This is a genomic window from Mycobacterium bohemicum DSM 44277, from assembly GCF_001053185.1.
GTDB lineage: Bacteria > Actinomycetota > Actinomycetes > Mycobacteriales > Mycobacteriaceae > Mycobacterium > Mycobacterium bohemicum.
Map to the genome: position 1 here is coordinate 1623308 of NZ_CSTD01000001.1, position 14435 is coordinate 1637742.

Sequence of the window (14435 nt, forward strand, 5' to 3'; positions counted from 1 at the left end):
ATGACGACCGAGCGGTCCGCGCCATTGACCACCGACGAGGCGGCCGCCGGCGGGAAACGCGGTCGGGGCGGCTGGATCGCCGGCGCCGCCCTGGCGGCGTTCGCGCTCTTCTTCATCGCGAACTGCCGCACCGCGCTGGACGCGCGCGTCGCCAACCCGAACGTGGTGGGCCGCCCGCGCCCCGTGAAGTTCCTCTTCGGGTGGGACTACATCGCGTTCCTGCAGATCTCCACCGTGATCATGCTGGTGGTGCTGCTCGTCGTGTTCATCAGGGGCTGGCGGCGCAATCCGGGCAGCCCGGTCATGCTGATGTTCCTGTGCACCACGCTGATCGTGTGGCAGGACCCGATCATGAACTGGGCGCCGTTCGCGGTCTACAACCCGGACCTCATCCACTGGCCGGAGTCGTGGCCGCTGGTCTCGCTCTCGCCCACCGTCGAACCGTTCGTCGTATTCGGTTATGTGACCTTCTATTTCGGCCCGTATTTCCCGGCGATCTGGTTCGTGCGCAGGCTGCAGGCCCGGTACGGACCCGAGTCCTTCGTGTCGCGCCACCCGCTGGTCACCTTGGGCGCGCTGACGTGCGCGATCGGCTTCGTCTTCGACGCGCTGCTGGAAAACCAGCTGGTCCACATGGGCATGTACATCTACTCCCAGGTGATCCCTTGGGGTTCGGTGTTCACCGGCACCACGTTCCAGTTCCCGCTGATCTGGGAGTCGCTGTCGGTGACGTTCGTGATGGTCCCGGCCGCGATCCTGTGTTACCGCGACGACACCGGGAAGTCGGTGGCCGAAAAGCTCGCCGCGAGAGCGAAGATCTTCCCCGCCCGCCCGGCGCTCGGCACGTTCCTGGTCATGTTCGCGATCATCAACGTGTCCTACTTCGCCTACGGTGGTTGGTTCTGGCTCATCAAGGTCAGTCACGCCGCGACTGCGGTTGCCTGCCCCTGGCCGTACCCGGAGGCCAAAGTGTATGACCCGCAAGGCTTCTACGAGAAGGCGGGCGCCGAGGGCCCGTACTCGGTCGGCATCTGGTCGACCTGGATGAGCGGGCAGCCGGGCGGGCGGCCCCACGTCGACCCGCCGCCGCCGGGTCAAGGCCCCTGTGCAATCACGGGCAAGAATGGCTGAGCCGCGCACCGTTGTCATCACCGGCGCGTCGCGCGGGCTGGGCTTCGCCTCGGCGGTGCGCCTGTATCGCGAAGGGTGGCGCGTGGTCGCGACGATGCGGACACCAGATCGCGGGATTCCGCTGCTGCGCAGCGCAACCGGCGCCCGCGGCGACGACGACCGGCTGCTCGTTGTTCAACTCGACCTGTTGGACGCCGCGTCGATCTGCGCCGCGGCCAAGGCCATCGAGGAAGCCGTCGGCGCGCCGTACGCCCTCGTGCACAACGCCGGCATCTCGGCCGCCGGAATGGTCGAGGAGACCGATGCGGCGTTGTGGCAAAACATGTTAGCCACGCACGTCCTGGGTCCGGTGGCGCTCACCAAGGCGTTGTTGCCGTCGATGCGGGCGGCGGGGGAGGGGCGCGTCGTGCTGGTCTCGAGCGCGGCTGGGGTCCGCGGCCAGCCGGCCACCGCGCCGTACTCGGCGGCCAAGGGAGCCCTGGAGCGGTGGGGCGAGGCGATGGCCGTCGAGATCGCCCCCTTCGGCCTCGGCGTCACCATCCTGGTGGCCGGCATGTACGACACCGACATCATCACCGACGCCGGCACCACCGACGAGCGCGACTTCGCGGGCCCCTACGCGCGGCTGCATCAAAGCATGGACACCCGTGGACGCTTCGCGATGAGCCTGGCACGGCAACCCGAGCGGTTCACCGACGGACTGCTCGAGGCGCTGGACGACCGGGGAGCGTTCCGCCGCCGCGGGGTGGGCCCGGACGCCTCGATGTTGTTGGCCGCCAACCGCATTCTGCCGGCCGCCGCCATGCATCACGTGTCCCGCGTCGTGCTCGGCATCCCCAAACGGGGTTCGATGCGCGGCGGGGCCTGGCCGTTGACGATGCCTCAACGGGGGATGGTGCTTGCCGCGCGGATCCTGCCGAAGCCGATCCTGCAACGGCTGGCGAGCCGGCGCGCGAACTAAAGGAGACCGATGGAAAAGCTTTTCGACGACCTGGAGGACTTCGGCGCTTTCGACGACGCCGTCTCTGGCGACGTGCGCGACCCGTACACGGAACTGGCCCGGCTGCGCCGCGAGGACCCGATCCAGCGCCTGGATGTCTCCGGGATGCCGCACGAGGAGTCCAAGCCGGTCTTCATCGTCTACCGCTACGAGGAAGCCCAGCAGATGCTGCGCGACAACGAGACGTTCTCGTCGGCGGCCGTCATCGCGGCGTTCGGGCCGGTGCTGGGGGAGCGCGTCATGCTCGGCATGGACGAACCGGTGCACGGCCGGCTGCGCTCCCTGGTGTCAAAGGCGTTCTCGCAGAAGGCTTTGGCGCGCTGGGAGCAGGAACTGGTGGGGCGGGTGGGCAACAGCCTCATCGACAGGTTCGCGGCCAAAGGTAAGGCCGACCTGGTCAAGGAGTTCACCTTCGACTATCCCAGCCAGATCATCGCCGGCCTGCTGGGCCTGCCCGAGGAGGACTACCCGCAATTCCAACGCTGGTCCATATCGCTGCTGAGCTGGATCCTGAACCCCGAACGTGGTCTGGCGGCCTCGGCCGCCCTGTGCGATTATTTCGCGCCCATCCTCGCCGCCCGCCGCGCCGAACCGCGCGACGACCTAATCAGCGGGCTGGCCCAGGCCGAGATCGACGGCCACAAGCTGGACGACGAGGAGATCTACTCGTTCCTGCGGCTGCTGCTGCCCGCCGGAGTCGAGACGACGTACCGATCGCTGGGCAACCTGCTCTTCGCGCTGCTGTCGGATCCCGCGCAGCTGGATGCCGTGCGCGCGGACCGGTCGCTGCTGCCGCAGGCCATCGAGGAGGGGGTGCGGTGGGAGGCGCCCCTGCTGACCATCACCCGCGTCGCCACCCGCGACACCGAACTCGGCGGCGTGCCGATACCGGCGGGCTCGACGGTGATGCCGATGCTCGGTGCCGCCAACCGGCAGGAGGACCGCTACCGCGACCCGGACACCTTCGACATCTTCCGCACGGCCAGGGGACACCTGGGGTGGGGCCACGGCGTGCACGTCTGCCTCGGCATGCACCTGGCGCGCCTGGAGATGCGCACCGCCGTCAACCTCCTGTTGGACCGGCTGCCGAATCTGCGGCTGGACCCCGACGTGGACGACCCGCACATCCGGGGCCAAATCTTCCGGTCGCCGACGTCGCTGCCGGTGCTTTTCGACCCCCGATAACCGACCCCGCGACGGCGGGAACTTGTCATTCGGCTAGTTTCCAGTAAGGCTCTCCGTAGCCCCTTAACGACTCAGAAGAGAGTGACAAACATGACCGAGGCTGTAAAGGTCCGCTTCGAGCCGAAGATGATGATCGACGGCGAACTTGTCGAGGGCCGGGCCGGGACCTTCACCAACATCAACCCGGCAACCGAGGAGCCGCTCGGCGAGGTCGCCGACGCCTCGAAGGAGGACATGCACCGGGCGATCGACGCCGCCCGGCGCGCCTTCGACGAGACCGACTGGTCGACCAATCACAAACTGCGCCAACGCTGCCTCTTGCAGCTGCACGAGGCGATCGAGTCGGAGAAGGAAGAGCTGCGCGAGGAGCTGATCCTCGAGGTGGGTGCGCCCCGGGCCATCACGTTCGGCCCCCAACTGGACGCGCCGCTGCAGGACGGCCTGAAATACCCGGCCCGGCTGATCGACGAGTATGCCTGGGAGACCGACCTGGGCGACCGGGTCATCAGCCTCACCGGAGCGAACACCGCGATCAAGGTATGGCGTGAGCCGGTCGGTGTCGTGGGGGCGATCGTGCCGTGGAACTTCCCGTTCGAGGTCACGCTCAACAAGCTCGGCCAGGCTCTGGGCACCGGCAACACGGTGGTGCTCAAGCCGGCGCCCAACACCCCGTTCAACGCGACCCGCCTCGGCCGGCTGATCGCCGAAAAGACCGACATCCCACCCGGGGTCGTCAACGTCGTCACCGCATCGGATCACTTCGTGGGCGAGGAGCTCACGCTGTCGCCCAAGGTCGACCTGATCTCGTTCACCGGCTCGACCGTCGTCGGCAAGCGGATCATGGAAAAGGGCGCCGCCACCATGAAGCGGTTGTTCCTCGAGCTCGGCGGCAAGTCGGCGACCATCGTGCTCGAAGACGCCGACTTCGGGCTGGCGTGCGCGATCGGCATCGCCCCGTGCATGCACGCCGGGCAAGGTTGCGCGAATCCCACCCGGATGCTGTTGCCGCGGTCCCGTTACGACGAGGGTGTGGCGATCCTCAAGAGCATCTACGAGAACGTCACGTGCGGTGATCCGCAGGATCCCGGAACGCTGTGCGGTCCGGTGATCTCGGAGGTCCAGCGCGACCGCGTCATGGGCTACATCCGCAAGGGCGTGGAAGAGGGCGCCACGGCGCTGGTCGGCGGCCCGGACGCGCCGACCGGCTTCGACAAGGGATTCTATGTTCGCCCAACGCTTTTCACCGACGTCGACAACTCCATGACGATCGCTCAGGAGGAGATCTTCGGCCCGGTGCTGTCGGTCATCCCGTTCGACGACGAGGAGGACGCGATCCGGATCGCCAACGACAGCAAGTACGGATTGGCAGGAAACGTGATGTCGGGTTCGCTCGAGCGCTCGCTCGCGGTGGCCCGACGGATCCGGGCCGGCTTCATCGGCGTCAACGGCGGCGCCCCGTACGGCGCCGACACCCCGTTCGGCGGATACAAGGCCAGCGGGGTGGGCCGCCAGAACGGTATCGCCGGGTTCGACCAGTACACCGAGATCAAGTCGGTGGGGTACCCGGTCGGTTGACCGGGGGCGGCTAGCTGACGCCGTTGACGCTCGCGGAGAACGAGTCGACCGACGCGCCGACGCTGCCAGTCCACGGCTCGAAGCCGGCTTGAATGCTGGTGAGGTACCAGGAGTTGGTCACCGGCTCCAGGGTTTCCGTGTTGTCCACGAAACCCAGGACGTCGAAATCGTTCCAGGAGGTCATCGGCGTGGCCGCGACGTAGGACACCACGTTGTTCGAACCGTTGCCGCCCACCCACACCACGAAGCTGCGCCCGTCGATCGTGGCGTTACCGACCGCCGAGCCGACCGGTTGGATGGGGCCGACGTGGTTGAACCAGATCATGATCTCTTGCTGGTTGACGCCGGTGGTGATGGGTGTCGGGTTCAGCCAGATGTCGTAGGACGCGTCATAGGTTCCGGTGCCGGGATAGGTGTAATCGATGCTGCTGGTGGCGGTTTGGATCTGGCTCAGCTGCATGGGGAGATTGGTACCGGGGGAACCGGTGCCGTAGTGCCAGCCGTCGAAGATCGACGGGTAGCCCAGCGGGGCGCCGTTGGTGGGGGCCGAGCCGTTTTCCGTGGCGATGGAAAAGCCGGTCGACGTCACGTTGATGGCCTGCCCGTTGGGGTTGTTCCAGGCGTTGTTCTGGACGACGTAGGCGTTTTGGATCGTGGTCGTTCCGTACTGGGTGGAGATCAACGTGGCGCCGGTGGTCCCTCCGGTGCCGGTTCCGCCACCGCCGGTTCCGCCCCCGCCCGTGCCGCCTATGGTGACCGTCTGGCCGTTCACCAGCAGATTCGTCGGTGGCGAGTAGGCGCCGGTTTGGCTGGCCTGGAAGCCCACCGTGACCGAACCGCCCGGTGCAATGGTGCTGTTGTAACTCTCGGGAGTCAGGGTGTATTGAGTGCCGGATTGGGCGAGTTGCGCGTTCCATGCACTCGTCGCGGATTCGTTTGCGGGCAGGCTGAATTGGGCCTGCCAGTTGGTCAGCGGAGTCACCCCCGAATTCGTCAGCGTGTAATTGCCGGTGAAACCATTACTCCATTGCGATGTCAGCGTGTAAGTCGCCGTTATTCCGTTGCCGGTGCCGCCGGTGCCGCCGGTGCCGCCGGTGCCCGTGCCGCCCGTTGTCGTACCCCCGGTGTTCGTGCCGCCGGTGGTTGTCGCGCCGTTGGCGGTGTTGCCGCCAACCGGTGCACCCAAGACGCCCAGCAGTTCCCGCGCGAACATCCCCAAAGGTGAAGTGTTCGACGTGTCGGCCAGCGCATACAGCCCCGCGCTCTGCGCCAACGTCTGCACGAACCAGGCGTGGAAATCGGCCGCTCGGGTGATGAGGGCCTGGTATTCCTGCCCGGCACTGCCGAACAACGCCGCCACGCTCGCGGACACCTCATCGGCCGCCGCCGACACGACCACCGTCGTCGATCCCGCCGCCGCGGCGTTGGCGGCGCGAAGCGTGGAGCCCACCCTGGCGACGTCGGACGCGGCGGCCGCCATCGCGTCGGGATCCGAAATCACAAACGACATATGCGACCCCCTGAGTGACGTTTGAACCCTGCTATCACGGGTTTATCGCGGTGCAAATGATGCTAAAGGTTTTGGGGGCGGCGCACGCCGCCTTTTGCGCGAATTAGACGCGCGACCCCGAAATGTCCAGTGGCATTACATAAATGGAGAAAACGCACAAATTCTGGACGTCGGGTTGAGGCCGTGGGCCACCCCGCCCAGCGGCCTCCCAACCCCTTGGTTGACAATCGAGGCAAGCGCCGAGAAGACCCACCGTCAAAGGAGACATCACCATGGCTGAAGCCGTCATCGTCGAGGCAGTGCGCTCACCGATCGGGAAGCGGAACGGCGGGTTGTCCGGGGTGCACCCGGCGGACCTGTCGGCACAGGTGCTCAACGGCTTGGTCGACAGGACCGGAATCGACCCCGAGATCGTCGACGACGTCATCTGGGGCTGCGTCATGCAGGCCGGTGAGCAGGCCCTCGACATCGGCCGCACCGCACTGCTGACCGCCGGGTGGCCGGAGACCGTGCCGGGCGTGACCGTCGACCGGCAGTGCGGATCCAGCCAGCAGTCCATTCACTTCGCCGCGGCCGGAGTGATCGCCGGGCACTACGACGTCGTCGTCGCCGGCGGTGTCGAGTCGATGTCACGGACCCCGATGGGCTCGTCGCTGGCCAACGGCGGACGGCCGTACCCGAAAGCCTTCCTGGACCGCTACGAGGGCCAGATCCCCAACCAGGGCCTCGGTGCGGAGATGATCGCCGAGCAGTGGGGGCTGGACCGCACCGCGCTCGACGAGTTCTCGCTCGCGTCGCACGAAAAGGCCGCCGCCGCACAGGATTCCGGTGCTTTCGACGACCAGATCGTCGGCATCAAGGACTCCGACGGCAACGTCGTGCTGAAGGATGAGGGCATCCGCCGCGGCACGCCCATGGAGAAGATGGCGTCGCTGAAGCCGGCGTTCAAGGAGGACGGGGTGATCCACGCCGGCAACTCCTCGCAGATCTCCGACGGTTCGGCCGCACTGCTGTTCATGTCGGCGGAGAAGGCCAAGGCGCTCGGGCTCAAGCCGCTCGCGCGGGTGCACACCGCGACGCTCGCCGGCGCCAACCCGGTGATCATGCTGACGGCGCCCATCCCGGCGACGCAGAAGGTGCTGAAGCGCTCCGGCCTGTCCATCGACGACATCGGCGCCTACGAGGTCAACGAGGCCTTCGCGCCCGTCCCGCTGGCGTGGCTGAAGGACATCGGCGCCGACGAGAAGAAACTCAACCCCAACGGCGGCGCGATCGCGCTGGGCCACCCCCTCGGCGGCTCCGGCGCGCGGCTGATGACCACGCTGCTGTATCACATGCGGGACAAGGGAATTCGCTACGGCCTGCAGACCATGTGCGAGGGCGGCGGCCAGGCGAACGCCACCATCGTGGAGCTTCTGTGACCGAAGCCGGTGACGGCCGGCCGGCGGTGCTGGTCGAACGTCGCGGCAACGTCGCCGTCATCACCATCAACCGGCCGGAGGCCAGCAACGCGATCAACGCCGCGGTGAGCGTCGGGGTCGGGGACGCCCTGGAGGAGGCGGCGCACGATCCCGACGTCCGCGCCGTCGTCATCACCGGCGCGGGCGATAGGTCGTTCTGCGCGGGCGCCGACCTCAAGGCGATCGCGCGCCGCGAGAACCTTTACCACCCCGACCACGGGGAGTGGGGCTTCGCCGGATACGTGCACCACTTCATCGACAAGCCGACGATCGCCGCGGTCAACGGCACCGCGTTGGGCGGTGGCAGCGAGATCGCGATGGCCAGCGACCTGGTGGTGGCCGCCGAAAGCGCCACGTTCGGCCTGCCGGAGGTCAAGCGGGGACTGATCGCGGCCGCCGGCGGTGTGTTCCGCATCATGAGCCACCTGCCCCGCAAGGTGGCCATGGAACTGCTGATGACCGGCGAGCCGATCACCGCGTCCGACGCATGCCGGTGGGGCTTGATCAATCAGGTGGTCGCCGACGGCCCCGTGCTGGACGCTGCGCTGGCGCTGGCCGCGCGGGTGACCGTCAACGCCCCGCTTTCGGTGCAGGCCAGCAAGCGCATCGCCTACGGCGTCGACGACGGCGTCGTCGTCGACGAGGAACCCGGCTGGGAGCGCACCGTGCGCGAGATGCGCACGCTGATCAGGTCCGAGGACGCCAGGGAAGGGCCGCTGGCCTTCGCCGAGAAGCGGCAGCCGGTCTGGAAGGCGCGTTAACGACCGCTCGCGCCTAAAAGCGGCGCGTCAGCTCGCCAGGACGTTCACACCCCAGCGGAACACCCCGGGCAGCAGCGTGGACACCGGGACGATAGCCCGGCGCGCCACCGGCGGCGCGCTGGCCAGCACCAGCCCGCGGGTCAGCAGCCGGTAGTCGCGGGTCACCCGGTGCCAGGCCGCCTCGTAGGAGGCCGGCGCGTCGTCGACGATCGCGTCCACCGCCGCGGCGGCCTGCTTGACCGCGAGGCTGATGCCCTCGCCGGTCAGGGCGTCCTCGTAGCCCGCGGCGTCGCCGACCAGCAGCACCCGGCCGGCGACGCGGCGCGAAACCACCTGCCGGAGCGGGCCGCAACCGCGGGCCTTGCCGCGCTCGGCGCCCTCCAGGCGTCGGGCCAACCAGGGAAACCAGGCCAGGTCGGGGCGGCCGCCGGAGAGGATCGCCACGCCGACCAGGTCGGGTTCCACCGGCGTCACGTAGGCCTCACCCCAGCGCGACCAATGCACCTCGACGACGTCAGACCACGCCGGCACGTGAAAGTGCCGGCGCACTCCGTACCGCCGCGGCTTTCCGGCCTTCGCGGCGATGCCGACGGCGTGCCGCACCGACGAATGCAGCCCGTCGGCGGCCACCAGGTACCGCGCGCGCACGCCGGCGGCCGCCACCCCGTGCGCGTCCTGCCGGACATCGGCGACCTTCGCCCGAATCCATTCCGTGTCTTGCTCTTTCGCCCGCGCCTCCAGCGCCGCGTGCAGGGTGGTCCGCCGCACGCCACGCCCCGGCCCGGTACGGAAACGCGCCTGCGCCCGCCGGTGCTCGCTGACGTAGGCGATCCCGTGAAACGGCATGCCGGCCGGGTCGACGCCCAGCGACGTCAGCTCGGCCAGGCCGCCCGGCATCAGGCCCTCGCCGCATGCCTTGTCGATCGGGCCGTCGCGCGGCTCGGCCACGATCACCGACAGTCCACGGCGCCGCGCCTGCAGCGCGGTGGCCAGGCCGCCGGGCCCGCCCCCGACGACCAGCAGGTCGGCGTCGTAATCCGTCATGCGTAGTCCGTCATGCGTAGCCCAACGCCGAGTTCTCCACGCGCAGCCGCACCCGCAGCACCAGCGCGTTGGCCAGCGTGAAAGCCACCGCGGTCAGCCAGGCGGTGTGCACCAGCGGCAGCGCCACCCCCTCGGCCACCACGGCGGCGTAGTTGGGATGGTGCAGCCACCGGTACGGGCCTTCGGCCACCAATGGCGCGTCCGGCAGCACGATCACCCGCGTGTTCCACCGCCGGCCCAGCGTGCTGATGCACCACCAGCGCAGCCCCTGGCTCAGCGCCACCACCGCCAGCATCGGCCAGCCCAGCCACGGGATGAACGGCCGGTGCAGCGCCCACGGTTCGACGACGCAGCCGATCAGCAGCGCGGTGTGAATGCCGACCATCGCCGCATAGTGGGTCCGGCCGAACTCCCTGGCGCCCTGGGCGAACGACCATCGGGCGTTGCGCTGGGAGACCACCAGCTCCGCCAGGCGTTCGATCCCGACCGCCAGGATCAGCAGGTAATACATGGCTCCCACTATCTCAGCGCCGACTCGGTGTCGGGCGATTCGTCCCGAGTGCATCACGCTACCGTCGCGGCGCGGGTTCAACCCCCCCGGAAGCGCCCGGAAGCCCTCGGGGGCCGCCGGGCGGCGCCGGTAGGGTCGTCGGTATGGGGATTCTGGTGACGGGGGCCACCGGTTATGTCGGATCGCGGCTGGTCACGGCGTTGCTGGGCGAGGGGCACCAGGTGCTTGCGGCCAGCCGGGACCCAAGGGGCCTGAAACGCTTCGGCTGGTTTGCCGACGTCACGCCCGTCGCTCTCGACGCCGCCGACCCGGCGTCGGTCCGAGCTGCCCTCGCCAGCTCCGGTGTCGACGTGCTCTATTACCTGGTGCACGCCATCGGCCAGCCCGGGTTCCGCGCGCTGGACAAGGCGGCGGCCGCCAACGTCGCGGCCGCGGCCCGCGACGCCGGGGTGCGCCGCATCGTGTACCTGGGTGGATTCGTGCCCGACGGCGAGGCCCTCTCCGAGCACCTGGCCAGCCGCGCGGAAGTGGCCGAGGCCCTGGCGGTGCCCGGCGGACCGGAGCTGGTGTGGCTCGGGGCCGCGCTCATCATCGGCGCCGGCTCCACCTCGTTCGAGATGATGCGCTACGTCGGCGACCGGTTCCCGCTGATACCGGTACCGAACTGGATGGACAACCCGATCGATCCGATCTCCATCCGCGACGTGTTGCACTATCTCGTCGCCGCGGCCGACCCCGGCGTGCCCCCGGGTGCCTACGACATCTGCGGCCCCGACACCACCTCGTACCGGGAGCTGCTCAGGACCTACGCGCGCATCTCCGGCAGGTGGCACGCCGCCCTGTCCGTCGGCAGGGTCGACACCGGGTTGGCCTCGCTGGTCACCGGGCTCGCGCTGCCGGTTCCCCCGGGTCTGGCCGGCGACCTCGTCGAGTCGCTGGACCATCCGATGGTGGCCTCCGGCAGCCGCCTGCGCGGCCTGGTGCCCGACCCGCCCGGCGGGCTGCTCGGCATCGACGACGCCATCACCCTGGCGCTGGCCGGCCGGGCCAACCGCAGGCCCAGGCCCGTCAACGCCCTGGCCGACCCCCATGACCTCGCCGACAGCGACCCCGGCTGGGCCGGCGGCGACGCCCTGCGGATCCGCCGGCTCGCCCGCGCCGTCACCCCGCCCGTCGCGCGGCCCACCCTGGGTTTGGTTGACAATGTTCCCGGACCGGTCGCCGGCGCCCTGCGGGCCAGCCTCGACATCCTGATTGCCCTGACTCCGAAGGTGCGTTTCGCATGAGCCAGTCAACCGTGACGACCGAGTTTCGCCGTGCCCTCACCAACGTCGCCGTGCCGCACAACGAACCACCCAACGTCGTGCACCGCCGGCGGTTCGTCGTGGCGGTCACGCTGGTGGTCGGGGCCTCGGTCCTGGGGTACTCGCTGCGCCGCCACCCGGGCGAGTCCAGCTTCTATTGGCTGACCCTGGTGTTGGCTGCGGTGTGGGTCGCCGGCGCGATGCTGTCCGGGCCGCTGCACCTGGGCGGCATCTGCTGGCGTGGCCGCAACCAGCGGCCGGTCATCACGGGGACGACCATCGGCCTGCTGGTGGGCGGGGCATTTGTGGTCGGCGGGCTGATCGTGCGCAAGATTCCCCCCGTCGCCGAACTGATCACCCGGGTGCTGCTGTTCGCCCACCACGGGTCGTATGCGTTCATCGTGGTGATCACCGTGGTCAACGGCATCGCCGAGGAGCTGTTCTTCCGCGGAGCGCTGTACAGCGCCCTCGGGCGCCAGCGCTACCCGGTGGTGATCTCGACCGTCCTGTACACCGCCGCCACCATGGCCAGCGGCAACCCGATGCTCGGATTCGCCGCCGTCATCCTGGGGACCGTGTGCGCGTTCGAACGCCGGGCCACCGGCGGCGTGCTGGCGCCGGTGCTGACCCACGTGGTGTGGGGCCTGATCATGGTGCTCGTGCTGCCCCCGATGTTCGGCGTCTGAGCGCCGAATCAGCCGGTGGCCGAACCGATCACCTCGCGGGCCAGGGCGCGCCGGGCTCTGGCGTTGGCCGACCGGGCGAAGACCCAGTACGCCCGCCCGGGAAGGCCGCGGGGCAGAAAGATGGACCGCTGCCTGTACCGGCTGCCGCCGTCGCGCGGCGTCACGGTGATTTCGAGCCACTGGCGCCCGGGGGCGCGGTTCTGCGCCCGCAGCCGCAGCATCCGGCCGGGCTCTTCCTCCTGAACGCTCCAGCGCCCGCGGTCCACGGCCTTCTTCGCGGCCGTCTCCAGGGCGCGCCACACCTCGTCGGGCGGGGTGTCGACGTCGGCGCCGTGCACGTCGGTGTACACGATCTCGCCGGCCCAGTCGGGATCGCTGGGCAAGGCCTCGGCCGGCTCGGACTGCAACGACGACCACGACGGATCGGGCAGGCCGCGCGCCGCCCGGCTCAGCGCCAGCTCCACGGCGCGGCGGTAGCCGGTCAGGCCGCCCGGCGGCGGCTCGATGACGCTGTCGATCTCGTGGTCGCGCATCACCGCGTCGCACTCCAGCGATTCGATCAACGGCCGGGCCAGGCCCGGCGGAATGGGGGTCACGGTTCCCACCCAGAGGCTGGCGATGGTCGGGGTGAGGAACGGCAGCACTATCAGGTAGCGCTTCCCGAGTCCGGCCACGTCGGCGTAGATCCGCATCATGTCGCCGTACTCCAGCACGTCGGGTCCGCCGATGTCCCACGTCCGCGAGGACGGCACGGTCGCGGTGGCCGCCGCGACCAGGTAGTGCAGCACGTCGCTCACCGAGATCGGCTGGATCTTGTTGTGCACCCACTTCGGCGTGGTCATCACCGGCAGCCGGTCGGTGAGGTGGCGGATCATCTCGAACGACGCCGAGCCCGAGCCGACGACGACGCCGGCCTGCAGCACCACCGTTTCGATGCCGGACTCGATGAGCGCCTCACCCACCGCCTTGCGGGACTCGAGGTGCGGCGAGAGCTTGCGGCCTTCCGGGTGCAGCCCGCTGAGATACACGATCCGCCGCACCCCGGTGCTTCGGGCCGCCGTCACCACGTTGCGGACCGCGCGGGCCTCCTCGTCGGCGAAATCCTTGGACGACCCCATGGAGTGCACCAGGTAATACACGACGTCCATGCCGTCGAACGCCGCGACCAGCGAGTCGACGTCGCCCAGGTCGCCGCGCGCCACCTCTGCGCGATCCCGCCACGGTACATCCGCCAATTTCGACGGGTCGCGGGCCAGCGCGCGGACCCGGTGGCCCTCGTCCAGCAGTCGCGGAGCCAGCCGGGCGCCGATGTAACCGGTCGCACCGGTCACCAGACAGCGAACCTGTTCAACCATCGATGCTCCGTTCCTCGCCCGTCAGATGGGACCCGACGCAAGGATTGCCCGATAACCGCCTGACTAATGCGGACGCATTCAGCGGTCGGCGAAGTTGGGGGTTCGCCGTTGTTGGAAAGCGGTTGTGCCCTCTTTGAAATCGTGCGACACCAGCAGGCGCGCCTGGCCGTCGTATTCCCGCTGCAGGGCGGCGTCCAACTCGGTGAGGGTGGCCGCATTGATCGCCTCCTTGGTCTTGGCGAACGCCACCGCGGGGCCGGCCGAGAGCCGTTCGATCACCTTGTCGACCTCGGCCTCGAAGTCGCCGGCGGGGTAGACCGCGGTGACCAGGCCCCAGGCCAGCGCCTCGGCGGCCGGCAATCGCTCGGCCAGCAGCGCCATCTGCATCGCCCGGATCCGGCCGACCGCGGCCGCGACCAGCGCCGACGCGCCCCCGTCGGGCATCAACCCGATCTTGGTGAACGCGAGCAGGAAAAACGCCTGCTCCGAAGCCAATACGACATCGCACGCCAGGGCGATCGACACGCCGACACCGGCGGCCGGGCCCTGAACCACCGCCACCACCGGGTGCGGCAGCGCGGCGATCGCCCGGATCAGCCGGTTGATCTCCAGGACGATCTCGTCGGGCGGGATCCCGCCGCTGCCCGCCAGGTCGTCGGCGCTGATGCCCGCCCCGGAGCAGAACCCGCGACCCGTTCCGCCCAGGCGCACCACCTTGACCGCGGGGTCGGTGGCGGCGCACTCCAGCGCATCGGCTATCCCGGTGATCACCGGAACGCTCAGCGAGTTCAGGCTGTCGGGGCGGTCGATGGTCACCGACAGCACACCGTCGGCCAGCGCGACGAGCAGACCTGGGACGGGTTTCAGCGAGGCGATCCCGGATTCCGGCATGTCCTCACATTAGGCGACCGGC

13 protein-coding genes are annotated in these 14435 nt (G+C 69.2%); 8 read left to right on the plus strand and 5 right to left on the minus strand.

What is annotated here, in order from left to right; all coding sequences use genetic code 11:
* The 4 genes from BN971_RS07410 (at position 1) to BN971_RS07425 (ending at position 4891) form a co-directional block, all read left to right on the plus strand.
* A complete protein-coding gene (locus BN971_RS07410) occupies positions 1 to 1131 on the plus strand; it encodes a spirocyclase AveC family protein (RefSeq protein ID WP_085180464.1) in 1131 nt (376 codons plus the stop codon).
* Positions 1124 to 2092 carry an SDR family NAD(P)-dependent oxidoreductase gene (locus BN971_RS07415; RefSeq protein ID WP_085180462.1) on the plus strand — a complete coding sequence of 323 codons (969 nt, stop codon included), beginning with the start codon at positions 1124 to 1126 and terminating at the stop codon, positions 2090 to 2092. The genes BN971_RS07410 and BN971_RS07415 overlap by 8 nt, the downstream gene beginning before the upstream one ends.
* Positions 2093 to 2101: 9 nt before the next feature.
* Positions 2102 to 3316 carry a cytochrome P450 gene (locus BN971_RS07420; RefSeq protein WP_085180460.1) on the plus strand — a complete coding sequence of 405 codons (1215 nt, stop codon included), beginning with the start codon at positions 2102 to 2104 and terminating at the stop codon, positions 3314 to 3316.
* 90 nt (positions 3317 to 3406) lie between these two features.
* The gene (locus tag BN971_RS07425) at positions 3407 to 4891 is read left to right on the plus strand and encodes an aldehyde dehydrogenase family protein (protein WP_085180459.1); all 1485 of its coding nucleotides are present in this window, start codon (positions 3407 to 3409) and stop codon (positions 4889 to 4891) included.
* A 10-nt stretch (positions 4892 to 4901) separates the two neighbouring features.
* Here the strand turns inward: BN971_RS07425 and BN971_RS26595 are convergent, their stop codons facing one another.
* Complete coding sequence (locus BN971_RS26595; RefSeq protein WP_085180457.1) at positions 4902 to 6401, minus strand: GH12 family glycosyl hydrolase domain-containing protein; 1500 nt, start codon at positions 6399 to 6401, stop codon at positions 4902 to 4904.
* A 272-nt stretch (positions 6402 to 6673) separates the two neighbouring features.
* Between BN971_RS26595 and BN971_RS07435 the strand changes: the two genes are divergently transcribed.
* Positions 6674 to 7822 (plus strand): thiolase family protein, encoded by a 1149-nt coding sequence (locus tag BN971_RS07435; RefSeq protein WP_085180456.1) that lies wholly within the window; start codon positions 6674 to 6676, stop codon positions 7820 to 7822.
* Positions 7819 to 8622, plus strand: a complete 804-nt coding sequence (locus BN971_RS07440; protein WP_085180454.1) for a crotonase/enoyl-CoA hydratase family protein — start codon at positions 7819 to 7821, stop codon at positions 8620 to 8622. The genes BN971_RS07435 and BN971_RS07440 overlap by 4 nt, the downstream gene beginning before the upstream one ends.
* Before the next feature lie 27 nt (positions 8623 to 8649).
* On the opposite strand, the gene BN971_RS07445 is transcribed toward BN971_RS07440, so the two are convergent.
* A complete protein-coding gene (locus tag BN971_RS07445) occupies positions 8650 to 9666 on the minus strand; it encodes an NAD(P)/FAD-dependent oxidoreductase (RefSeq protein WP_085180452.1) in 1017 nt (338 codons plus the stop codon).
* A 10-nt stretch (positions 9667 to 9676) separates the two neighbouring features.
* A complete protein-coding gene (locus BN971_RS07450) occupies positions 9677 to 10177 on the minus strand; it encodes an isoprenylcysteine carboxyl methyltransferase family protein (protein WP_085180451.1) in 501 nt (166 codons plus the stop codon).
* Positions 10178 to 10320: 143 nt separating this feature from the next.
* Here BN971_RS07450 and BN971_RS07455 point away from each other — a divergent pair, with 143 nt between their 5' ends.
* Positions 10321 to 11463 carry an NAD(P)H-binding protein gene (locus BN971_RS07455; RefSeq protein ID WP_085180448.1) on the plus strand — a complete coding sequence of 381 codons (1143 nt, stop codon included), beginning with the start codon at positions 10321 to 10323 and terminating at the stop codon, positions 11461 to 11463.
* Positions 11460 to 12167 (plus strand): CPBP family intramembrane glutamic endopeptidase, encoded by a 708-nt coding sequence (locus BN971_RS07460; protein WP_085180446.1) that lies wholly within the window; start codon positions 11460 to 11462, stop codon positions 12165 to 12167. Before BN971_RS07455 ends, BN971_RS07460 begins: the two co-directional genes overlap by 4 nt.
* A gap of 8 nt (positions 12168 to 12175) precedes the next feature.
* On the opposite strand, the gene BN971_RS07465 is transcribed toward BN971_RS07460, so the two are convergent.
* Entirely contained in the window at positions 12176 to 13522 is a 1347-nt protein-coding gene (locus tag BN971_RS07465) for a DUF2867 domain-containing protein (protein ID WP_085180444.1), read from the minus strand.
* Positions 13523 to 13600: 78 nt separating this feature from the next.
* Complete coding sequence (locus tag BN971_RS07470; RefSeq protein WP_085180442.1) at positions 13601 to 14413, minus strand: enoyl-CoA hydratase; 813 nt, start codon at positions 14411 to 14413, stop codon at positions 13601 to 13603.
* Positions 14414 to 14435 lie beyond the last annotated feature (22 nt).

Bases quoted from the DNA above. Each gene is read 5' to 3' on its own strand.
- BN971_RS07410 (WP_085180464.1), top strand. From the start codon at position 1: ATGACGACCGAGCGGTCCGCGCCATTGACCACCGACGAGGCGGCCGCC.
- BN971_RS07415 (WP_085180462.1), top strand. From the start codon at position 1,124: ATGGCTGAGCCGCGCACCGTTGTCATCACCGGCGCGTCGCGCGGGCTG.
- BN971_RS07420 (WP_085180460.1), top strand. From the start codon at position 2,102: ATGGAAAAGCTTTTCGACGACCTGGAGGACTTCGGCGCTTTCGACGAC.
- BN971_RS07425 (WP_085180459.1), top strand. From the start codon at position 3,407: ATGACCGAGGCTGTAAAGGTCCGCTTCGAGCCGAAGATGATGATCGAC.
- BN971_RS26595 (WP_085180457.1), bottom strand. From the start codon at position 6,401: ATGTCGTTTGTGATTTCGGATCCCGACGCGATGGCGGCCGCCGCGTCC.
- BN971_RS07435 (WP_085180456.1), top strand. From the start codon at position 6,674: ATGGCTGAAGCCGTCATCGTCGAGGCAGTGCGCTCACCGATCGGGAAG.
- BN971_RS07445 (WP_085180452.1), bottom strand. From the start codon at position 9,666: ATGACGGATTACGACGCCGACCTGCTGGTCGTCGGGGGCGGGCCCGGC.
- BN971_RS07450 (WP_085180451.1), bottom strand. From the start codon at position 10,177: ATGTATTACCTGCTGATCCTGGCGGTCGGGATCGAACGCCTGGCGGAG.
- BN971_RS07455 (WP_085180448.1), top strand. From the start codon at position 10,321: ATGGGGATTCTGGTGACGGGGGCCACCGGTTATGTCGGATCGCGGCTG.
- BN971_RS07460 (WP_085180446.1), top strand. From the start codon at position 11,460: ATGAGCCAGTCAACCGTGACGACCGAGTTTCGCCGTGCCCTCACCAAC.
- BN971_RS07465 (WP_085180444.1), bottom strand. From the start codon at position 13,522: ATGGTTGAACAGGTTCGCTGTCTGGTGACCGGTGCGACCGGTTACATC.
- BN971_RS07470 (WP_085180442.1), bottom strand. From the start codon at position 14,413: ATGCCGGAATCCGGGATCGCCTCGCTGAAACCCGTCCCAGGTCTGCTC.